Consider the following 21,420-nt stretch of genomic DNA (forward strand, 5'->3'; position numbering starts at 1 on the left):
CTTTCAAGAGCGAAGTTTGTAATTATAGTAAAAATGATCTGTTACTATAGTGTACCCGTCTCTCGAAAGTTGAACCGTATTTTACGCTTGCACTGCCGTACAGATAAGGGTTTCTCTCCCTCCCATATAAGGCCGAAGCGCCTTAGGAATATAGATGCTTCCATCCTCCAACTGATGATTCTCCAGCAGCGGAATTAAGATTCTTGGTGAAGCTACTGCTGTATTGTTCAGCGTATGCACATATTTTAATTGTCCATCTTGATCTCGGTAGCGAATGTTCGAACGACGTGCCTGAAAGTCATGCAAGTTCGACGACGAATGGGTCTCTCCATAAGCTTTCCTGCTTGGCATCCAGGTCTCCATATCGTATTGTTTGTACGTTTTCTGCGACATGTCTCCCGTACAGACAGCCATAACTCGGTATGGCAACTCTAGCGCCTCTAGCAGCTGTTCGGCATAACCTGTAATCTCCTGATGAACTCTCTCCGACACATCGTCATTTGCTTCTGTTAGAACAACCATCTCTACTTTAGCAAACTGATGGACACGGTAGAGTCCTCTAACATCCCGTCCGGCCGACCCCACTTCACTGCGGAAGCTCGTCGATACAGCAGCAAGGCGAATCGGCTCAGTTACATCAACAACTTCCCCGGCATAATACGAGATCAGCGGAACTTCCGAAGTGCCGACGAGGAACTTATCCTCTTCTTCCAGCGCATAGGTCTGATCACGACCTGTAGGAAAGAAACCGGTATTAATCAGCGCCTCTTCACGTACCATAATCGGTACATCCATCGGTATAAATCCGTGCTTCATCACGATATCCAGCGCCAGCTGCTGAACGGCCCGGTGCAATAGTACGCCGTCTCCTTTTAAATAATAACTTCTCGAACCGCCGACTTTCACTCCGCGAGGGACATCAAACAGATCGTGCATTTCCCCGAGCTGCATATGATCCTTGATGGTAAAATCCCTTACTCTTACTTCACCCACTTTCCGCACGAGTACATTGTCTTCATCCGATTTCCCGATCGGGGTGTCCTTCGAGACGATATTCGGAACGAGCATCATCTGTCTTTCATACTCTTTCTCAGTCTCAGACAATTCCTTGTCTATTTGTTCAATACTAACGCCCAGCTCTCTAATCTCTATCCTCAGCTGCTCGGCTTCTTCCTTTCGTCCTTCTTTCATGAACTGGCCTACTTTTTGCGATCCTTTATTCCGCTGCCCGCGCAGCTTCTCTACTTTAGTAATGAGTTCTCTTCTTCTGTCATCTGTTTTTATAAGTTCTTTTACCGATAGGCTCATATTCTTCAGCCTTGCAACTTCCTCTACCTCATCTGCATGCTCTCGTATCCAGTTCATATCCAGCATACCGCTCACATCCCTGTCGTTATTTTATAAAAAAAGACAAAGAGCGCCCTCATCCCTTGGGACGAGGAGCGCTCTATATGCTCGCGGTGCCACCCAATTTATTGAAATGAATACGGATCCGTGCACATTTCAATCACTTTGGTTCCGCGGTAACGGGCGGTGCCGATTAACTTAGGGGATATCCATATTCCCTTAACGAAAATGCCTCCGAGTTGGAATCTCTTCACTGGCATTTTAACCGATTTTTAGTTGGCATTATTATAATGTAGCATTCCCCTATTCGCAACCTTTTTATGCAATGAATCGGTTCTGCTTGTTTCTATTATCTGGACATGCCTGTTATATAAGACTATAATACATGGTTGTAACACCTTAACTTTATAATGTACTCAAGGGGTGCTGGTTAAGCCGGCTGAGATAGTATCCGTGAATAACGTGCAGATACGTACCCTGTAACCTGATCTGGATAATGCCAGCGTAGGAATGGAGAAATATATTAGGGCTTTCTACTTCATGTAGAAATATACCCGTTCCCTTACGTACAAGAGCATCCCGATCCGGGATGCTTTTTTTTATGATGAAAAAGTAGCTTACAGGTGCATTCTAAAGGAATCTAAGACATCTAAAGGAGAGGGAAACATTGCAGAGAAAATTAGGTACTTTCATACTGCTTGCCATACTCACCATCGTCACGGCCTGTGGAAATGCCGGAAATGGCACTTCAGGAGAGCAGAACGGGACAGATGGAGCAGCAGGGGATGAATCACTTCGTGATATCAAAGTGGTACTCGATTGGACTCCAAACACGAATCATACCGGGCTGTATGCTGCGGTAGATCAAGGATTTTATCAAGAAGAAGGATTGAACGTCGAGATTATTCAACCTGGACAAGCAGGTGCAGATACTATGGTCGCTTCTGGTGAAGTGCCTTTTGGAGTAAGTTATCAGGAAGGTGTGACTCAGGCTCGTACCCAAGGCGTACCTATTGTGTCCATCGCAGCAGTCATTCAGCATAATACATCAGGTTTTGCTGCTCCAGCTGATCGAAACATCAAGTCACCTAAAGATTTTGAAGGTAAAACTTATGGCGGCTGGGGCTCCCCGATCGATTCTGCCGTTCTTGATACCATTATGAGTCTCGAAGGCGGCGATGTAGATAAGGTGTCTAATGTGAACATGGGCGATGCGGATTTCTTTACAGCGATCAAGCGTGACATTGATTTTGCATGGATCTTCTATGGTTGGACCGGAATTGAAGCTGAGCTGCGCGGTGAGGCTATTGATATGTTTTATGTCAAAGATTACTCCGAGAAGCTTGATTACTATACACCGGTTCTGATCTCCAATGAAAAAACAATTAACGAAGACCCTGAACTTGTAAAAGCATTTATGCGTGCAACCACCAAAGGTTACGAGTATGCGATTGAACATCCAGAAGAGGCAGCCGGTATTCTAAGCGCAGCTGTTCCCGATCTCGATGAAGATCTTGTGCTGGCCAGTCAGAAATGGCTGAGCCCAAAATATCAGGATGATGCTTCTCGCTGGGGCGAGCAAAAGGCAGAAGTATGGCAGAACTACTCTGACTGGATGGTAGAGCATGGGCTTCTCGATCAGCCGCTGGAAGTAGAAAAAGCATACACAAATGAATTTTTACCAACTGAATAATTTGGTTATTACCACTTATGAAGGAAAGAGAAGGTGATTCACCATGGCAAAAACACTACTCAGCATTCAGGTCATACCGAAAACACCGAATGGAGAAGATTCCATTCCTTATGTAGATAAGGCGATTGAGGTCATTCAACAGTCCGGACTTACATATCAGGTTAATCCGCTCGAAACCACACTCGAAGGAGAACTTCCTGAGCTGCTTGAGGTGGTCCGCCAAATGCATGAAGTACTGATTGAAGCAGGTAGTCCAAGTGTGATCTCTCAGATTAAGATCGCTCATTATCCTAGCGGAATCAGTATGGAAGGTCTTACGGAGAAATATCGCCCATGAGTTCTTGGTGGAAAAGCGTATGGCCGCCTCTTACGGCAGTCATCCTCTTCTTAGCGGTGTGGCAAATTGCCGTGCCGCTTTTTCATATTGAGAAGTGGATTCTGCCGAGTCCTGCCGATATAACGAAAGAAGCAATTGCACAGGCTGCAAGTCTCACCGAGCATACCTGGGCGACGGCGCAGCTGACTTTGCTTGGGTTCTTGATTGGTACAAGCGTTGGACTCCTCACGGCGATGCTACTTCATCTTGTCCCATTTTTGAAATCGGCTTTATATCCGCTGCTTATTCTTAGTCAGAATATTCCGACGATTGCCCTTGCTCCTCTGCTCATGATCTGGTTTGGCTTTGGACTCCTTCCCAAAATCATTGTCATTACGCTGGTTTGCTTCTTCCCTGTTGCCGTATCCACCATGGATGGACTGACGCAGACAGATCGGGGAATGATGAACTACATGCGAATGGCCGGAGCAAGCAAAGCGCAAATTTTCCGAAAATTAGAAGTTCCGCATGCGCTCCCTTCCGTTTTTTCCGGTGTAAAAATTGCCGCTACTTATAGTGTTATGGGTGCCGTGATTGCGGAGTGGATTGGAACGGATCGCGGTATCGGTTATTATATGATGCTTCAAAAATCTGCCTACCGTACCGACCGGGTTTTTGTTGCAATGGCAATCATCGTCCTGTTAAGTCTGGTCCTATTTGCGATCATCGCTCTACTGGAGAAGATACTTGTCCGCTGGCGGGGAGCGAATACGAAGTAATATTTCTGCAGGAGTCAGCAAATAAAACAATCATTCTCGGAATAGAAAGGAGATAACCACACATGAATGTACCCGCTCTAGAAGTCAGAGAGATCGCTCTCTCCTTCCGTGAGAAGAAGAAAAACCTGCAGGTTCTTAAGGATATTTCACTTACGGTTCGGAAGGGAGAATTCGTCTCTATTGTCGGTCCTTCCGGCAGCGGCAAGAGCTCTCTATTTCAAATTATTGGCGGTCTTCTTGTTCCCGGGGCAGGAAGTATCCATATGAATGGAGAAGTGGTAACAGGTGAACGAGGGCATATCAGCTATATGCCCCAGCAACCGGCGCTTTTTCCTTGGCGAACGATCATAGATAATATCAAGCTTTCTAGTGAGGTCGCTCCTCGTAAGCCTACCGATGATACCCGGAAGCCTAACGAAGAACAGATCCTTCACTGGATTAGACAAGCGGGCCTTAATGGTTTCGAAAATGCCTATCCCCATATGCTCTCTGGCGGGATGCAGCAGAGGGCCGCTTTCGTACGCGCGCTACTGAGTCCTCAGGAGCTCATGCTGCTTGATGAGCCATTTAGTGCGCTTGATGCGCTCACTAGAAGCGAGATGCAGGAGTGGCTGCTCGGTATATGGGAACAGGACCGCCGATCGGTTCTCTTTATTACTCATAATATCGAAGAAGCTTTATTACTATCTGACCGAATCTATGTATTTTCCAGCCGGCCTGCCACCGTAATTCATGAGATACAGGTTCCTTTTGCAAGACCAAGACAAGAACAAATCACCGAGAATCCTGACTTTCTTGCTTTAAAGAGACAGATGTCAGGCTGGTTACGCGCGGAAAAAGAACGAGACCGCCCGTTGTAATCTATACAAGGAGGTGAAGAACACTTGCAGCAAACCGAGGAGTTTGGATGTCCGGTCATTGATGCACATATTCACCTCGATCAGTATGAGGATGATATACAGCCGCTACGGTTATCTCTTGCTCCGAACGGAGTGAAATCAGTAATTGCAGTATCTACTCAGCTCGCCTCTTGCCAGAAAATAGAGAGGGTTGCGGCCGCTGCACCTGACATAATCTATCCTGCCTATGGATATCATCCAGAACAATCGATCCCAACTGTGGAACAGCTGAATGAACTGCTGGACTGGATGGAGAATCACACCGATTCCATGATCGCTGTTGGGGAGGTTGGATTGCCCTATTATTCACGGATGGAAGCAGAAAAGACCGGGCAGCCTTTTGATATGGACCCTTATATATCCATGCTGGAGCAGTTTATTATCTTTGCTAAGAAGCATGATAAACCAATTATTCTCCATGCAGTCTATGAGGATGCCGATCTTGCCTGTGATTTGCTGGAGAAGCATCAAGTGAAGAAAGCCCATTTCCACTGGTTTAAGGGACCCGATGAGACGATCCGCAGAATGGCCGAGAATGGATACTATATTTCATTCACACCCGATCTCGTATATGAAAAAGAAATTCAGGATCTAGCAAGCAAATATCCGCATGATCAAATTATGGCAGAGACCGATGGTCCATGGCCTTTTGAAGGGCCTTTTGCTGCTCATAAAACCCATCCCCGGATGGTAAAAGACGTAATTCGTGCCTGGTGTGATGTCACTGGGGTTAAGCTTGAAATTGCCGCAGAACTGTTTTATAAGAATACGAAACAGTTTTACAACCTATATTCATAGTTTACGTACGCTAATACTCGCTCTACATACGTGGAGAGCCCCTCGCGATTTCATGCGAGGGGCTCTCCTTTTTTATTCGTATAACAAATGAAATAAGATACTATCGTTTCATGAATCCCTTACCTTCAAGGAATGATTTCAACTGAAGACGAGCGGGCTGTGTCAGTCGCTTCGCCATCATCTCAGACCAGGTAGCAGACTGCTTCCCGTCAGAACGTTCACGCATGTAAGCTGATAAGGTCTCATCATATTCTTTTACCCCGGCCAAAGACTGCTCTTTGTTATAGCCGTTTCTATGCAATACAGCGTTCAACGGAAGACGCGGACGAAGCACAGGTTCCTGATCCGGTACACCAAGGCACATACCGAATACGGGGTACATGAGTTCAGGAAGTCCCAACACTTCTGAAACTTCTTCGATGTTATTACGGACTCCGCCAATGTACACAACACCCAGTCCCAGCGATTCCGCAGCAACAGCTGCATTCTGTGCAGCAAGAGCCACATCAATGGTAGCCACCGTAAAGTTCTCCATCGTATCTTCGTAGGTTTCCGTTCCTGCCGCCTGCGTTGCAGCCGTTTCACGAAGTCTGTACATATCTGCGCACCACACAAGGAAAACAGGGCACTCGTTTATATAAGCTTGGTTCCCCGCAAGTCCTGACAGCTTGGCTTTCAGCTCGGAATCTGTAACGGCAACAACACTATAGGCTTGTACGTTACTGGAAGTCGAGGCCATCTGCCCTGCCGCTATGATCGTTTCTAGTTGTTCCTCTGTTACGGGTTCATTTTTGTATTTCCGAATGGATTTGTGGTTCATCAATAAGTTGATTGTGTCGTTCATCTCTCATTCACCCCTTCTATTTAACCTTCAGATAGTCTTCAATGTCTTGCGGAACCTCATAGTACGTGCCATCAAGCCCACTCAGTACATGACCATCCCCAATATATACAAGATCTACTTTTGGAAAATGCATAAGAACTGCCTCTTTCGCACTTTCCGGATCTATCCCCTGTGATTCCTCAGGTGGCTCGATCGCCTTACCCTGGTTTAAGAGAGCAATCATAGCCGATAATTCTTGTTCATCCGTGATGGTCTTCGATGTATCTTCTTGGCGAATCAACACTTCACTGCTCCCTGTCAAGCTATCCGCATAAGGCGGTAATTCTTCCTTCTGCGAACAAGCAGAAAGAATCAGTATGAACAAAACACCTAACATAAGACCGTATTTCTTCATTATGTTTTCTCCTTCCTTGATGTGATTACAGAGATACACGAAATAAATTACCCATTTATGATCCTGTTCTACCTCGGATCGATCATTAGCAGGTAACAGACATGACTCTGAAAAGGACTATTTTCTCGTTCCATTAATTTATTTTAGCATGAATTACATCCGTGTAGTGATGAAGAACATCCTCGTATCTAGGAACTTATATCGACTTCATGTAGTCTATAGAGTAGTGAGGTGAGCAAGCTTGGATTACAGCGATCTTAAATATGCAGTTACGCTGGATAACGATACTTTATATCAAATCATGGACGACTATGGTAACGACGTATGGAATTATGCCTTCTTTCTGACCGGAAGCCGGGACCATGCCGATGATATTTCGCAAGTGGTTTTTATTAAGGCCTATCAAGGAATTCACACCTACCGGGGTGAAGCTTCTCTCAAAACATGGCTGATCACCATCACACGAAATACAGTTCATTCCTACCGGAGATCTCGTTTCTTTCGTCAGAGCCTCGGCAGTAAACTTTACTCGATAGATGATGAAAAAACAGCGGAAAGCAGTGCTTTAACCCAGAACAGCCGAATAGTCCCTTCTGCCGAATCGATCGTCCTGGAACAACATTACGAGGATTCAATATGGGAGATTATTATGAGCCTATCTGTCAAATCGCGGGAAGTACTCATTCTTGCCCTAAAATATGAAATGAAAATTCATGAGATCGCAAATATCCTCCACATATCCGAGGGTACAGTAAAATCGCGTCTTTCCAGAGCAAAGGAAAAGGTACAAAAAGAACTAGGGAGGCGGGCAGAATGACAAAACATCAGGAAGAGTGGGAAAAACGGGTTAAAATAGATCCTTTTGCAGATGAACCTTTCACAGAAGAGCACAAACGGCGAGTAATGCAGACGGTGCAGCGTATTTCACAGAATCCAGCTCCCAAAAGACAAACCATTTGGCTCAAACGCATTGTACCAGTCGCTATCTGCGGGAGTCTTCTAGCCGCAGTATGGTGGTTTCTGCCCGGTACGGAACTTACACATAGCCAGCCAGAAATGATCAGTATGAGCGAAGCTGGCCCATCTGCCGAGTCCACAGCGGAATCAACGGATAGCGAGCCTTACTCCATGACCCAGAAGGATACGAATAGAAACGCTATTGAGCATGAGGAGATGGCAGACTCGTTATTTAAAGAGGAGCAATCCAAATTGAGATTTTCGAATCAAGAACTTTGGTTACAAGATTTGATTAAAGAAGCTGATCTGATTGCCCAGCTTAAAATAACAAATTCAAATCGGAATGGACTTAGTCTGCAAGCGGATGTAGAGAAAATCATCATCTCGCACGTAAATGAGGTGCCAAGCGCACTGAAAATCAACCTAAGTGAGACTGTAAATCTGACTGATCTTCCCCTTGAGGCAAAAGATAGAGTTGTACTTTTTTTGAAGAAGACCGAAAAATTAGATACGTATGACCTTACAAGTGAGACTCAAGGTATATACGTTGTTTCTGAGGATGAACTTATTTCTTCGATTGAATCGTCAACCGATACTTTAACTGTACAAAATGTACCTTATAGCGAATTCGTAGAACATATCAAAGCCCTTGCGGATCAATAATCCCAAGGGCTTTGTTTTTTATTATTAGGCAAGTCCGAATAAATATACAAGTGCAAAACCAAGAATAGATAACAGAATCGAACCAATACCACCTGCAATAAAGGAAGGCAGTCCTTTTTTTCTAAATGTAGAAAACTGAACGCCGAGACCAAGACCAGCCATCGCCATACCAATCAAAAGATAAGAAATCGTAATGATACCAGAAACCATAGCAGGCGGGATAATACCCAGTGTGTTGATACCGCTCATGACCAAGAAACCAACAATGAACCAAGGAATGGGGATATCACGAACACTCATTTTTGTGCTGCCGCCGTGCTCGATGCGCTCCTTACGAGCACTCCACATCCCAATCACGATGGCAATCGGAACAAGCATAGCGACACGGGATAATTTGACAATCACCGCCAGATCGACTGCACTTTGACCGCCCGGATCTGCTGCTGCAATCACGTGAGCAATTTCATGCAGTGTTGCACCGGCAAAGATACCGTATCCAGATGCAGTTAATCCAAGTACAGGGTACAATAGCGTATAGAGTAAAGTGAAAATGGTGCCAAGAATAGCGACTGTTGCCGCGCTTATGGCTGTATCTTCATCACTTGCCTTTAACTGAGGAGAAATAGCGACCACTGCGGCCGCTCCGCAGATGGCTGTACCGCAAGCGGTTAGAATACCTAGCTTCTGATCCACTTTGAAGACTTTCGTCAGTACATATACCACCACGATAGCAAAAATAATATTGATAATAGCAATGGCCAGTACTTTAGGTCCTGCTTCAATTACGTCTGCCAAGTTAAGTCTTACTCCCAGCAGAATAATCCCGTACCTGAGTAACTTTTTACTGGAGAATGATATTCCGCCTGAGGCGTTCTTAGGAATAGGAAAGAATGCTCGGTAAAGCATCCCCAGCAAGATCGCAAGTACAAGCTGGCCCATAATACTTAAAAAAGGAAGCATTGCTAAAAATCTGGCGACAAGCGCGATAGCAAGTGTAATACCAATCCCAAAAAAGAAGCCTTGTTTACTTGGCCCTCTTTGGGGTGCAGCCATAGATTTGCTCATTTTCAAACACTCCTTGTTTAACCTAGATGACTTCTGTGTGTTCTATTGTCTTTACTATAGTTGATCCTGTTTCACGAGTGAAATACCGATATGCTATGCCAATCATTACAAATACTTATGATTGAAATAGCGATCGAGTTCTCTCATGTCTTAAAGCAAACAAACATCAAAGGAAAATAATAATGATTACAGATACTTTACGGGTATTCGTTACTGTTGCGGAGTTGCGTCACTTCTCTAAAGCAGCTGAATCGCTTAACCTATCTCAGCCTGGAGTCAGTCTGCATATCCGTAATTTAGAGAATGAGATGGGAGCTAAGCTACTTCATCGTTCTTCGAAACAGGTCCGCTTAACCGAAGCAGGTGAAATTCTGTATAAGCACGCAAAACAAATGATGCACCTGTATGATGAAGCAAAACAGTCCATCCGGCTTCTTCAACACGAAGTCACTGGGCAGATTCGACTAGGTGCCAGCTTTACGATTGGTGAGTATATTCTCCCCGGTATGATTGCGGATTATGCGAAACAATATCCCCATGTCAACATCGAAGTAACGATTCGAAATACAGAAGAAATTATGCGGAGAATTCGCGAAGGTATTTTGGATATTGGGCTGGTTGAAGGAAAAGTTAGTGCTGCGGAATCGACCACCGTAACCCCTTTTATGAAAGACCAAATGATTCTTATTGCCCCTTCTGTTCATCCACTGGCAAGGGAACGAGTCATCGAACCTAAGCAGCTTCAAGACCAAATATGGGTGTTACGGGAATCCGGATCAGGCACACGAGCCTTTAGCAATCAGTTCATTGCAGAGCAGGACCTTCGGGTGAAGCAAACTTATTCCTTTTATAGCAGTCAAGGAGTGAAAGAAGCCGTGGTCTCCGGCCTAGGAATTGCTTTCTTGTCCGAATGGATTGTACAAAAAGAAATCAAGTACAGAGAAGTAGCTCAGATTCATTTAAAAGAGCATCAGATGGAAAGAGAATTCAGTATGGTCCAATCGGCTGGATCAGAAACCACACTTGCTCATCGGATGTTTATTCAGCACTTGCTCACTTACGTATCTTAGCTCTGGATAAGCTGTGTATAATTCTTTACTTATATAGATGACGAAGCGTTCGTATCATATCAGGCTTTGCGGTTTCGAACTGCTTATGTCGATGACCATTTGCGCCCGAAGGATGAGGGAATCCCCATAAATAATTCCCAGCTTGGATTTTGTTTTGATGAGCTAGCTGACGTAGCACCTTCTCTACTGACTTCCCTAACGGAATTATCAGGGGCCCGTCCAGCATGCTTATCTCTTGTGGAAAGGATTCGGCTACTTTTTTATACAAGAATTCATTGTTCGTTAAGGATGGCAAATGTCCATTGTAGTTCTGTTTATCGACAAATACCGGATATCGTAGTAAGGACGTTGTATGTAAAAGAGTAGCTTTTGGGTCAAATAAGTCACTCGCCTTTTCGATTCCTAAATAATGAGGAAGCTCTAATTCTTCAAGCATCTTGATCAGATTTGTTCGCATCGAACCAGCGAATCGGGCCGCCATTTTGGCTGCCTTACATGCTTCTTCCCATGTCTCTCCTCTGTGTAAAGACTGTATAACCATTCGATAAGCCAGTTCCATCTGTGTCCATCCAGGTGTAATACCTACAAGTACAATCTTCGCAAGTGGATTGATGTACTCATTATGGGGAGCATAATACATTTCTATTTGCCCCTCCTGCTCCATTAACAGATCTTCTATTAATAAATCCTGTTTTGAATACTGATCCTTAATCGGAAGCGTGCGGATAAAAGGTAAATAGGATTTCGATTTTGCCGTTAACATATAGTCTCCTTCGCCCTTTCCTTTTATATTTCTTATTTGATCCATCCTATAATAAAAAAAGATATCCTGCACTCGCTTAGAGAGCCAGGATATCTTTTTTCGCTATTACTCAGGTAGCTATCAGCTATTGTTAATTATAATTTCACTCGTTGCAAACGTAGTGCATTAAGTACAACGGATACGGAACTTAGTGCCATTGCCGCTCCCGCAAGCCATGGTGCAAGCAGTCCTATCGCTGCAATAGGAATGCCGATCACATTATAACCAAGTGCCCAAAATAAGTTTTGTTTAATATTGCCCATCGTACGGCGACTCATCATAATTGCATCAGGAATACTGTTCAGATCACCGCGCATCAGCGTAACATCTGCTGCTTCCATCGCTACATCGGTTCCCGTTCCCATCGCCATGCCTGTATCTGCCGTTACAAGGGCAGGTGCATCATTGATGCCGTCGCCCGCCATCGCTACTTTTTTGCCCGTCTGTTGAAGTTTTTTCACTTCTTCGGCTTTGCCTTCCGGAAGTACTTCAGCCAGTACATGATCAATACCCGCTTCCTTAGCAACCGCTTCTGCCGTACGTTTGTTATCACCTGTCATCATAACCACTTCAATACCCATTTCTTTTAGACGCTGCACAGCAGCACGGGAAGTTGGTTTAATCGTATCAGCGACAGCAACGGTTCCTGCCCATTTGCCATCTATACTCACCAGCATTGCTGTTTTTCCTTTTTCCTCTAGTTGCTGCATACCAAGGTCAGCCATCTTACTGTCAACTTGATGCTGTTCTAACAATCGGCGTGTCCCGATAAGCAGCTCTTTTCCGTTAACCTTAGCTTTTACCCCGTAGCCAGGAATATTCTCAAAATACTCTGCTTCTGGAAAACGAATGCCTCTAGCCCCAATTCCCTGCACGATCGCCTGTGCTAGTGGATGCTCTGAAGCATTTTCGGCAGCAGCAACAAGGGATAGCAGTTCCTCTTCCGTTAGATCCTCGCGAGTAATAACATCCGTTAATTTTGGTTTTCCTTCCGTTACCGTTCCTGTTTTGTCGAGCACAACAATCTCTATTTCTTGTGCATGCTCTAAATGTTCTCCACCTTTAAACAAAATGCCATATTCAGCCGCTCTACCTGAACCCGCCATAATAGAAGTTGGTGTAGCCAGACCAAGCGCACACGGACACGCAATAACGAGTACCGCAATGGCTTTCTCAAGGGCATTTGCAAACTGTCCTTGTTCAACGAAGAAGAACCAGATCGCAAAGGTTAATACCGCTATTCCTACCACAATCGGTACAAAAATCCCGGAAATAAGGTCGGCAATCCGTTGAATCGGTGCCTTTGAACCTTGCGCTTCTTCCACCACTTTAATAATTTGGGCAAGAGCTGTATCCGAACCCACTTTGGTTGCCCGAACAGTGAGAGCACCGTTTTTGTTAATCGTAGCACCAGATACATTGTCCCCTGGTTTCTTGTCTACAGGAAGGCTTTCCCCGCTGAGCATCGATTCATCCACAGATGAGGAGCCTTTCTCAACGACTCCATCAACCGGAAACTTCTCCCCAGGTTTAACGATAAATAAATCACCTGCAATCACTTCTGATGCTGGAATCGCCTTCTCTTCCCCATCACGTATAACAAGAGCTGTTCTTGGCGCTAATTCCATTAGACTGCGGATTGCCTGAGATGAGCGTCCTTTCGCTACACTCTCAAACCATTTTCCGACGAGAACGAGCGTAATCAGGATGGCACTTGTCTCATAGTACAGCTCAGCACCATGATGTCCGCCCTCTATTGTCCACACAATACTCAAGTAAAGGCTGTAAAAGTACGCTGCCGAGGTTCCGAGAGCAACGAGAACGTCCATATTGGCGCTCTTGTTTCGAAGAGCACCATAGGCACCTCTATAAAATTGCCACCCAATCACAAATTGGATTGGCGTTGCAAGAATCCACTGGAACCAAGGATTCATGAACAGGTCAGGTACATACATCCATGAGGTGAACGAGAAATGGCCTACCATTGCCCACAATAATGGGATGGACAGGATTGCAGAAATGATCCACTTCCATTTTTTACGCTCCAGCTCTTTCTGACGAAGATCTGCTATATCTTCCTTCGCTTGCTGCGGAAGAGCTCCATAGCCTAGCTGCTCCACCTTTTTCACAAAATCGGAAGAACTTGCGGTGCCGGAAGCATATTCGATATGGGCTGTTTCCAGTGCCAAATTCACGTTCGCTTTCGTAACCCCAGGCATTCGGCTAATTCCTTTTTCAATCCGGGTTGCACATGCAGCACAGGTCATTCCCGTGATGTTTAGATCCACACTCTCGACAGCCGTTCCATATCCCAGGGAATCTATTTTATTCTTCAGATCATTTACACCAACCGCTGCAGGGTCAAAAGTAACCGACGCTTGTTCTAGCGCCAGATTGACATTCGCTTCCTTAACCCCCTCCATACGTGATAACCCCTTCTCAATTCGGGTTGCACAAGCAGCACAAGTCATACCTGTTATATTCAGTTTGGTTTTTTTATTATTCGTATTATTTGCTTCTGTCAATTCATTCATTACATTTCATCTCCTTTATACCCCATAGGGGTATATGTGTGAGGTAAAAAAAGCAGCCTTTAGTTGACCGCTCTGTATATTATAGTAAAGATAGAGCAGAAACGATCAACGTTAGATGCTGACCGTTTCTTTACTATGTTCATTTTAGAAGTCGATTAAACGACGTCATATCCTTGATCTTCAATCGCTTGTTTCATTTGATCCACTGTTACTTTTTGCTCGTCGTATTCGATACTTACCTTACCTGCAGCAAGATCCACATTCCCTTTCGCGCCAACACTTTCAAGAGCACCTTCTACTGCTTTTACACAGTGACCACAAGACATTCCTTTTACATTCAATGTTACGTTACTCATTATGTTTTCCTCCTTAAGGTTAGTGTTGAGCTCTACATTAGACTAAAAACAGTAAAAATCATTTACTTCATTAACTTCTTAACCGTAACCAGCAGCTCATCAATCACTTCGGAGTCTCCGGCCTGTATGCGTTCAATAACACAACTCTTCATATGACCTTCCAGCAAAAGCTTTCCAACTCCATTCAGCGCAGATTGTACAGCTGCTATCTGAGTAAGTACATCGTCACAATACGTATCACGTTCGATCATACCCTTGATTCCTCGGACCTGTCCTTCAATCCGATTCAGTCGTGAAGTGAGAATATTCTTCATCTCATCCGAGTGATGACTATGTCTTGGTCCATCGTTGCCTTGAGGCGAATGAGCATCATGACATGCGCTGACTGCAAGAGCCCCTTGTGGCGAACAACAATCCACCGTTTTATTCGTTAGTTCCTCATTGGGAGTATGGTCTACCTTGGACTCTTCCATTCCCATGACCTCCTTCGTCTCTCTGAAGCTATTGTATTATACCCCCATGGGGTATGTCAACATGGATATCTTTTTATAAAAGTCATAATAGATTTATTAAAGAAATGAAAATGACAAAAGGCATTGGAATTAATATTCCCAATGCCTTCTGTTTACCATACTAGGCACCCAAAATAGGTTGCCGATTATTCATCGATCAAAAAGTTACTTCAATAATAGTGATCTGTGAAACCACCAATAAGATATTAACGTTTTGAATTCAACAATTTAATTACTTCTTCTGCGACTTCACCACCGGAAGCCGGATTTTGGCCGGTTACAAGATGACCATCAACCACAACGAATGATGACCAGTCCGTTCCTTTTACATAATTAGCCCCTCTTTTAACAAGTTCATCTTCTGTTAAATAGGGAACCACTTTGTCCAATTCAATAGCTCTTTCTTCACTATTAGCAAAGCCTGTAACCTTTTTATTAGCAATCAGATACTCTCCGGCCTCATTCTTAATGTTCACTAAACCAATAGCGCCATGGCACACTGCGGATACAATGCCACCATTTTCGTATATTTTTATAGCAACCTCTTGTAATTTTTTATTATCAGGGAAGTCCCACATTACACCGTGTCCACCTGTATAGTAAATAACATCATAATCTTCCGGATTAATATCTTCTGCAGCTAGAGTCGTGCCTAACTTATTTAAAAAATTGTTATTTTGGTAATATTTCCAGTCTAGTTCTGTCATTTGGTCTTTCTCTAAACTATGTGGATCGATAGAAGTATAGCCTCCGTTAGGGCTAACATAATCGATTTTATATCCTTCATTCTCCATTTTGTCTGCAAAGTGAACTGCTTCCCCTAACCATAATCCCGTTGCCCGCTCTAGATCTGGATATTTGGATACGTTGGTTACAACAACTAAAATTTTTCCCATTATGTTCACTCCTATTTGTATGATAATATGATTGTACGTGTTAAACCTTACTTTAAGTCAAGGAGGGGAAATTATGTATTCAATTCAGAAGGCCAGCGCCTTTTCCCAAATACCAGCAAGCTCAATTAGGTACTATGAAAAAATAAAATTATTACCTGCATTAAAAAGAAACACAAACGGAGTTCGTGTATTTGATGATAAAGACATTGAAATCTTGAAACTAGTAAAATGTTTTAGACGGCTAGGAATGCCTATTCAAGATATAAGAGAAAATATCTCGAATATAAACTTAGAATATGAAAGTATAGATACGAACGCTATTTTGTTACAACACAAAAAGAGTCTAGAAGAGCAAATCGTCATTCTAAACTCTTATATCGAAGAAATTGAAAACAAGATGTAACTTCGCAGATATATATACAACACAGCCTGTGTTACCGCAACTTGCTTGGTAGTACATACCATGTGGAACAGACCGATCCGGTGTAACGGAAGTCGGTCTTTTTAATCTACTAGCTGAATTTTATCTACTACTAATGAACACCTTTGGTTTTACGTATCTTGCTGAGCAAGAGTTACCATCGCTTTCAGCGCAGCATTCATCTCACGCTCTACAGCATCACTCACCACATTCGTATGTGGATCATACTCCGCTGCCAAGTCCTGATCAGCAAAACCGTCAATCGCTACGATCGCTCCAGCCCGCGCACCCCGTAGAGAGCTGATCACAAACAGAGCAGCTATTTCCATCTCCGCGGCAAGCGCACCTGCCTGTTTGAATTTCTTATGCGGAATTTCCTCAACTCCGTTAAAGAAAGCATCCACGGTTACGGTCATCCCTTTTCGAACCACACCCTGCATGGTCGTAGCAGCGTTATACAGAGCATTTGTCACCTCGTGATCTGCCACCGCAGGGAATCCATCCGGGACGAGCTGTCTTGTAAGGCCATCCGTACGAATCGCCGCTGTACTCACCACAAGACTACCTGCAGGTACATCTACGGTATAAGAACCTGCCGTTCCTACTCGAATCAAGGTTGTCACTCCGGCGCGAATCAGTTCTTCAAAACAAACAGCTGCTCCTGGGCATCCCACTCCATGACTTACCACAGCGATAGGAACACCTTCATACTCACCCACAAATGTACGGTATTCCCGGCTGAATGCAAGTTCTCTTGCTCCGGTCAGCTTATCGGCTATTTTTTCTGCACGGAATGGATCTCCACATACGACTGCGTATCGCGGCATATCTTCGGAATGAATCTGTAAAATGGGCAGTAACATATTAATCAAACTCCTTCTTCATCCACTCATCTTCTGGAATCGGCAGTTCCTCATCTGAGAAACGCTGCTCCTGAAATGGGTCAGCTGTATTATGAAATCCGTTGCGCTCCCAGAATCCATGGCGATCTTCGGTCATAAACTCAAAACCGCGAATCCACTTGGCACTTTTCCAAAAATAAAACTCAGGGACCACAAGACGCAGCGGCCAACCATGCTTTGGTGTTAAATCCTTGCCATCATATTTGAAAGCGAGCAGCACATCATCCCGAAGCAGTGCTTCAATCGGTAGATTCGTCTCGTAATCTTGATCCGCATGAATCATAACGTATTTTGCTTCCGGCTTGATTTTGAAATGTTTCATAAAGTCAGTGAACCGAATACCTTCCCAAGCCGTATCAAATTTAGACCAGCGAGTAACACAGTGAATATCACTCACCGTATTTATCATCGGAAGCTGTAGAAGGTCTTCATAAGAGAAACTCACTTCTTCCTCCACTTCGCCGTATACACGTAAATTCCACGTACTCATGTCATACTCCGGAACTTCCCCTTCATGCAGTATAGGAAATTTCTCGGTCAGGACCTGTCCCGGCGGCAGACGATGAGCTAGAGATTCATCAATATTCACCTTCGGTGATTTCGTTCCTTTTAGGCGCTCTGCTTTGCTTTTCATATGGTGTTGCTCCTTTCTGTGCTTGTTACCTCGAGCTTCCGCCCGCTTTCTGTGCATCCTCAGCATAACTCTTGTTCTTGAAGAAGAACATCGCGGCAAGTGTAATCACATAAGGAAGCATATTCGTAAAATGGGATGGAAGGGAGAAGCCTTGCAGACGAATTCCCAGTGCCTCCATAAAACCAAACAATATACTGGATGCCATAACAAGGATTGGACTGGATTGACCGAGCATGGTAGCAACGAGTGCAATAAATCCACGTCCTGCTGTCATTCCTTCTGTAAACATCGTCACTTGTCCAAGTGACAACTGTGCACCGGCAAGTGCACACAGTACGCCGCACATCAGTACAGCAAGGTATTGTGTCCGGCGAACGGGAATGCCGAGACTTTGCGCAGCAATCGGATTTTCCCCAACGGAGCGGAGCCGAAAGCCGGATACTGTTTTAAATAAATAGAAATGAAGAATGAAAACGAGAATAATAGCAAAATAGACAAGCGGTGTATGACCGGATATAACATCACCAAGCCAAGGAATATTTTGAATGAACGGAATATCCCATTTTGGTAAACCAATCATATCCTTATCGTAGTAAGCGCCTTTGACATCAAAAATAGCTCGTAAAGAAAAGGTCGTCAGTCCCGCCGCCAGAAAGTTGATGGACAAACCGACAACGATCTCATTTGCTTTTAGATTAATACTGACATAGGCAAACACGAGCGAGAAGAACGATACAATGAGAATAGCAAAAATAATGGCAAGTACAACGTTATGAAATAAATAATTACCTACAATAGAAGAAAAGGCTCCAATTAGGACGAGTCCTTCCAAACCTACATTGAACAAACCAACGCGGGAACATAATGCTGCTCCGAGCGCAGCAAGCAAGATCGGTGTAATCGAACGCAAGGTTGCATTAAATAAGGCTGCATCAAGAAGCTGTTCCATTTGTTTTGTTCCCCTTTCTCCGTTTTAGGAAGCTATAGCCGATTCTCGCAGACACAAAAAGAGTCAGTACTGCCTGAATTACACTTCCTACCTCAAGCGGTACCTCGGTATTCCGTTCCACACCCATAGATCCAGTCTGAAGAGCGGACAGCAGGATCGCAGAGAAAGCCGTACCGAGCGGATGTGATCCAGCAAGCAAAGTCGCCATAATTCCACTCCATGCATAACTCGCACTGCTTAGTGATCCATCAATATACCGATACTGGGTACCTAGAACTTCTCCAGCACCTGCGATTCCCGCCAGCGCACCACTGACAACCATGGACAACATCATCATTCGTATTCTTTTTACACCGCCAAAAGCAGCAAAGGAAGGATTACTTCCGAGCATCCGAATCTCATATCCCGGTACTGTTTTTTGCATAAAGAAGTAAATGACGACGGAAGCGATAATTGCAATCACGAATCCCGCATGAAGACCCATGCCTTGGAACAGTTTAGGCAGCCATACACTTTGATCAACCATAGGCGTTTGTGCCATGGCAGCGGACCCCGTTGTATCCTTGAGCGGATACGCAACCATATATCCAGCAAATAAAGTAGCTATGTAATTAAGCAGCAGTGTGGTAATCAGTAAGTTCATACCGAACCTGGCATCCAGCCAGCCTGCAAAAAGTGACCAGATTCCGCCGACAATCGCACCGGCAAGAATGGAAACAATCGTGACAAACCAGCCAGGACCTGGCAAATAGAGTGCAGTAAGTGCTGAAGCTAAAGCTCCCAATAGCATCTGCCCTTCAGCCCCCATGTTAAAAAATCCGGCTTTAAAAGCAAGGGCAACCCCAAGCCCTATCAGAATAATTGGGGTGGCTCGTGACAGTGTATTAGTGAAGAAATAGAAACTGCCAAAGGCACCTTTCCACATTTCTCCGTAAGTTTCAAATACGTTACCGCCCACAATCAGGATGGCAACTGCTCCAGCAAGCAAGCCGATCAACACGGCAAGCAGCGGCTGGATTAAACTTTTCAAATTATTCTTCAACATGCTCATGCTTGTTGTTTCCCCCCTGCCATCAGTAAACTGATGCTCTCTTCGGTCGCATTCTCAGTAAGAAGCTCCCCTGCGATTTCTCCCTCGTACATGACAACAACCCGATCGGAGAGTTGCAATATTTCTGACAATTCGGAAGATACAAGTAATACCGCGGCCCCTTGATCCCGCTGATGGAGCAGTTCTTTATGGATGGTCTCCATTGCCCCAATATCAACTCCGCGGGTCGGTTCAGCAGCGATAAGGAACGGGGCTTCATGAGCGAATTCCCGGGCAGCAATCAGCTTTTGCAGATTTCCTCCGGAAAGATACTGTGCTTTTGTCTCGACAGAACCTGTCTTTACTCCAAAGCGCTGAATCCATTCTTCTACTTTCTTACGTACCTTACGTGAGGATATAACCCCTTTGTTCTGCAGAGCATGATGGTGACCCATCATTCCATTGTCAAGAACGGACGCATCTTTTGCAGCTCCCCACATATAGCGGTCTTCTGGTATATGGGCAAGACCTGTTTCCCTAATGTTGCGAACAGACATCCGGGTAATTTCTTGGCCTGCTAAGCGAATCGATCCTTCACTAACCGGTCTAAGTCCAGCAATCGCTTGGATCAGCTCCGATTGACCATTCCCCGAGATTCCTGCGACTCCAATAACTTCGCCTGCATGAACTGTGAGGTTAATATCTCGAAGTGATGTTTGTTCTTTGGAACCTTTAATTGATACTCCTTCGATCTCAAGGACTGCATCCCCAGGGTGAAAAGGCTTTTTCACCATACGCACCAGTTCTCTGCCTACCATAAGTCTCGATAGCTGCTCTACATCTGTGTTTTTTGCCTCAAGTGTTCCCGTAACGACCCCATCTCGAAGTACCGTGATGCGGTCAGACACTTCCATGACTTCCTGTAATTTGTGCGTAATAAGGATGAAACTTTTGCCCAGCTTCGTTAGAGCACGAACATTAATAAGAAGCTCCTTTACTTCGAGCGGAGTAAGTACAGCAGAAGGTTCATCGAGAATAATGATATCTGCACCCTGGTACAATACTTTCAAAATTTCGACCCGCTGCTGCATACCAAGAGAGCAATCCCCCGCTTTTTTCCCAGGGTCCACCGGCATACCATATTTTTCGCCGAGTTCCATGACAATTTTGGCAGCCGCATTTCGATCAAAGACACCGCCATTTTTGGCTGGTTCACGACCGATCACAATATTCTCAGCAATTGTAAAGGATGGGAACAACATAAAATGTTGATGAACCATGCCGATCCCATTTGCGATAGCTTGTGAAGGAGTTGAAAAACTCACTTCCGTGCCGTTTACCCGAATACTTCCTGAGATCGGTTCTTCCATCCCGTAGAGAATACGCATCAGCGTGGTTTTCCCTGCACCGTTCTCCCCAACAAGTGCATGTACCTCGCCTGCTTTTAAGTCAAAGTTAACTTCTTTATTTGCTGTAAGTGTTCCATACTTTTTCGTAATCCCGCTCATTTCTAACAGCACGCGTATCCTTCCCCCTTCTCCTCTTAATGAAGAAAAAAC

The 21,420-nt window shown here is 44.6% G+C and carries 23 protein-coding genes and 1 riboswitch; of the genes, 9 read left to right on the plus strand and 14 right to left on the minus strand.

The annotated features are described in order from the left end of the window. Positions 1-81 precede the first annotated feature (81 nt). On the minus strand, positions 82-1,374 hold the full coding sequence (serS, locus tag ACWPWY_RS17295; RefSeq protein WP_454192957.1) for a serine--tRNA ligase: 1,293 nt from the start codon (positions 1,372-1,374) through the stop codon (positions 82-84). 382 nt (positions 1,375-1,756) lie between these two features. After that, a riboswitch (TPP riboswitch) is annotated at positions 1,757-1,875 on the plus strand. Between the two features lie 139 nt (positions 1,876-2,014). Between serS and ACWPWY_RS17300 the strand changes: the two genes are divergently transcribed. The 5 genes from ACWPWY_RS17300 to ACWPWY_RS17320 all read left to right on the plus strand — a co-directional run bounded on the left by ACWPWY_RS17300 (position 2,015) and on the right by ACWPWY_RS17320 (position 5,832). Next, the gene (locus tag ACWPWY_RS17300; protein ID WP_454192958.1) at positions 2,015-3,040 is read left to right on the plus strand and encodes an ABC transporter substrate-binding protein; all 1,026 of its coding nucleotides are present in this window, start codon (positions 2,015-2,017) and stop codon (positions 3,038-3,040) included. 43 nt (positions 3,041-3,083) lie between these two features. After that, the gene (locus tag ACWPWY_RS17305; protein WP_213533058.1) at positions 3,084-3,377 is read left to right on the plus strand and encodes a thiamine-binding protein; all 294 of its coding nucleotides are present in this window, start codon (positions 3,084-3,086) and stop codon (positions 3,375-3,377) included. Then, positions 3,374-4,135 carry an ABC transporter permease gene (locus tag ACWPWY_RS17310; RefSeq protein WP_454192959.1) on the plus strand — a complete coding sequence of 254 codons (762 nt, stop codon included), beginning with the start codon at positions 3,374-3,376 and terminating at the stop codon, positions 4,133-4,135. Before ACWPWY_RS17305 ends, ACWPWY_RS17310 begins: the two co-directional genes overlap by 4 nt. A 62-nt stretch (positions 4,136-4,197) precedes the next feature. Continuing rightward, positions 4,198-4,995: an ABC transporter ATP-binding protein gene (locus ACWPWY_RS17315; protein WP_454192960.1), complete on the plus strand. Its 798-nt coding sequence runs from the start codon at positions 4,198-4,200 to the stop codon at positions 4,993-4,995. A gap of 24 nt (positions 4,996-5,019) precedes the next feature. Further along, the gene (locus tag ACWPWY_RS17320) at positions 5,020-5,832 is read left to right on the plus strand and encodes a TatD family hydrolase (RefSeq protein ID WP_454192961.1); all 813 of its coding nucleotides are present in this window, start codon (positions 5,020-5,022) and stop codon (positions 5,830-5,832) included. 100 nt (positions 5,833-5,932) lie between these two features. On the opposite strand, the gene nfsA is transcribed toward ACWPWY_RS17320, so the two are convergent. Both nfsA and ACWPWY_RS17330 read right to left on the minus strand, forming a co-directional pair. Further along, the gene (gene nfsA / locus ACWPWY_RS17325) at positions 5,933-6,676 is read right to left on the minus strand and encodes an oxygen-insensitive NADPH nitroreductase (protein ID WP_454192962.1); all 744 of its coding nucleotides are present in this window, start codon (positions 6,674-6,676) and stop codon (positions 5,933-5,935) included. Positions 6,677-6,692: 16 nt separating this feature from the next. Continuing rightward, entirely contained in the window at positions 6,693-7,070 is a 378-nt protein-coding gene (locus ACWPWY_RS17330) for a hypothetical protein (protein WP_454192963.1), read from the minus strand. 241 nt (positions 7,071-7,311) lie between these two features. Between ACWPWY_RS17330 and ACWPWY_RS17335 the strand changes: the two genes are divergently transcribed. Further along, entirely contained in the window at positions 7,312-7,887 is a 576-nt protein-coding gene (locus ACWPWY_RS17335) for an RNA polymerase sigma factor (protein ID WP_454192964.1), read from the plus strand. Beyond that, a complete protein-coding gene (locus ACWPWY_RS17340; RefSeq protein WP_454192965.1) occupies positions 7,884-8,690 on the plus strand; it encodes a hypothetical protein in 807 nt (268 codons plus the stop codon). Before ACWPWY_RS17335 ends, ACWPWY_RS17340 begins: the two co-directional genes overlap by 4 nt. A gap of 24 nt (positions 8,691-8,714) precedes the next feature. On the opposite strand, the gene ACWPWY_RS17345 is transcribed toward ACWPWY_RS17340, so the two are convergent. After that, positions 8,715-9,743 (minus strand): YeiH family protein, encoded by a 1,029-nt coding sequence (locus ACWPWY_RS17345; RefSeq protein WP_454193884.1) that lies wholly within the window; start codon positions 9,741-9,743, stop codon positions 8,715-8,717. 194 nt (positions 9,744-9,937) lie between these two features. On the opposite strand from ACWPWY_RS17345, the gene ACWPWY_RS17350 reads away from it, so the two are divergent. Then, positions 9,938-10,825 carry a LysR substrate-binding domain-containing protein gene (locus ACWPWY_RS17350; protein WP_454192966.1) on the plus strand — a complete coding sequence of 296 codons (888 nt, stop codon included), beginning with the start codon at positions 9,938-9,940 and terminating at the stop codon, positions 10,823-10,825. Between the two features lie 25 nt (positions 10,826-10,850). Here ACWPWY_RS17350 and ACWPWY_RS17355 read toward each other — a convergent pair whose 3' ends face one another. From ACWPWY_RS17355 to ACWPWY_RS17375, 5 genes are all read right to left on the minus strand, one after another. Then, a complete protein-coding gene (locus ACWPWY_RS17355) occupies positions 10,851-11,588 on the minus strand; it encodes a hypothetical protein (RefSeq protein WP_454192967.1) in 738 nt (245 codons plus the stop codon). Between the two features lie 134 nt (positions 11,589-11,722). Continuing rightward, complete coding sequence (locus ACWPWY_RS17360; RefSeq protein WP_454192968.1) at positions 11,723-14,161, minus strand: heavy metal translocating P-type ATPase; 2,439 nt, start codon at positions 14,159-14,161, stop codon at positions 11,723-11,725. A gap of 155 nt (positions 14,162-14,316) precedes the next feature. Next, positions 14,317-14,517, minus strand: coding sequence for a copper ion binding protein (locus ACWPWY_RS17365; RefSeq protein WP_454192969.1), 201 nt, complete (start codon positions 14,515-14,517; stop codon positions 14,317-14,319). Positions 14,518-14,579: 62 nt separating this feature from the next. Next, the gene (locus tag ACWPWY_RS17370; protein WP_454192970.1) at positions 14,580-14,990 is read right to left on the minus strand and encodes a metal-sensitive transcriptional regulator; all 411 of its coding nucleotides are present in this window, start codon (positions 14,988-14,990) and stop codon (positions 14,580-14,582) included. A 245-nt stretch (positions 14,991-15,235) separates the two neighbouring features. Then, positions 15,236-15,925: a type 1 glutamine amidotransferase domain-containing protein gene (locus tag ACWPWY_RS17375; protein WP_454192971.1), complete on the minus strand. Its 690-nt coding sequence runs from the start codon at positions 15,923-15,925 to the stop codon at positions 15,236-15,238. A 73-nt stretch (positions 15,926-15,998) separates the two neighbouring features. Here ACWPWY_RS17375 and ACWPWY_RS17380 point away from each other — a divergent pair, with 73 nt between their 5' ends. Next, positions 15,999-16,328, plus strand: a complete 330-nt coding sequence (locus tag ACWPWY_RS17380) for a MerR family transcriptional regulator (protein ID WP_454192972.1) — start codon at positions 15,999-16,001, stop codon at positions 16,326-16,328. A 149-nt stretch (positions 16,329-16,477) separates the two neighbouring features. Here ACWPWY_RS17380 and ACWPWY_RS17385 read toward each other — a convergent pair whose 3' ends face one another. From ACWPWY_RS17385 to ACWPWY_RS17405, 5 genes are read right to left on the minus strand one after another with little or no spacing between them, the layout of a single operon-like run. Next, the gene (locus tag ACWPWY_RS17385; RefSeq protein ID WP_454192973.1) at positions 16,478-17,209 is read right to left on the minus strand and encodes a nucleoside phosphorylase; all 732 of its coding nucleotides are present in this window, start codon (positions 17,207-17,209) and stop codon (positions 16,478-16,480) included. Between the two features lies 1 nt (position 17,210). Next, on the minus strand, positions 17,211-17,882 hold the full coding sequence (locus tag ACWPWY_RS17390; protein ID WP_454192974.1) for a sulfite oxidase-like oxidoreductase: 672 nt from the start codon (positions 17,880-17,882) through the stop codon (positions 17,211-17,213). A 25-nt stretch (positions 17,883-17,907) separates the two neighbouring features. Continuing rightward, the gene (locus ACWPWY_RS17395) at positions 17,908-18,831 is read right to left on the minus strand and encodes an ABC transporter permease (RefSeq protein ID WP_454192975.1); all 924 of its coding nucleotides are present in this window, start codon (positions 18,829-18,831) and stop codon (positions 17,908-17,910) included. Beyond that, positions 18,815-19,882, minus strand: coding sequence for an ABC transporter permease (locus ACWPWY_RS17400; RefSeq protein ID WP_454192976.1), 1,068 nt, complete (start codon positions 19,880-19,882; stop codon positions 18,815-18,817). The genes ACWPWY_RS17395 and ACWPWY_RS17400 overlap by 17 nt, the downstream gene beginning before the upstream one ends. Next, positions 19,879-21,381 carry an ABC transporter ATP-binding protein gene (locus tag ACWPWY_RS17405; RefSeq protein ID WP_454192977.1) on the minus strand — a complete coding sequence of 501 codons (1,503 nt, stop codon included), beginning with the start codon at positions 21,379-21,381 and terminating at the stop codon, positions 19,879-19,881. Before ACWPWY_RS17405 ends, ACWPWY_RS17400 begins: the two co-directional genes overlap by 4 nt. Positions 21,382-21,420: the final 39 nt, after the last annotated feature.

The organism is Paenibacillus sp. Marseille-Q7038 (assembly GCF_965111595.1).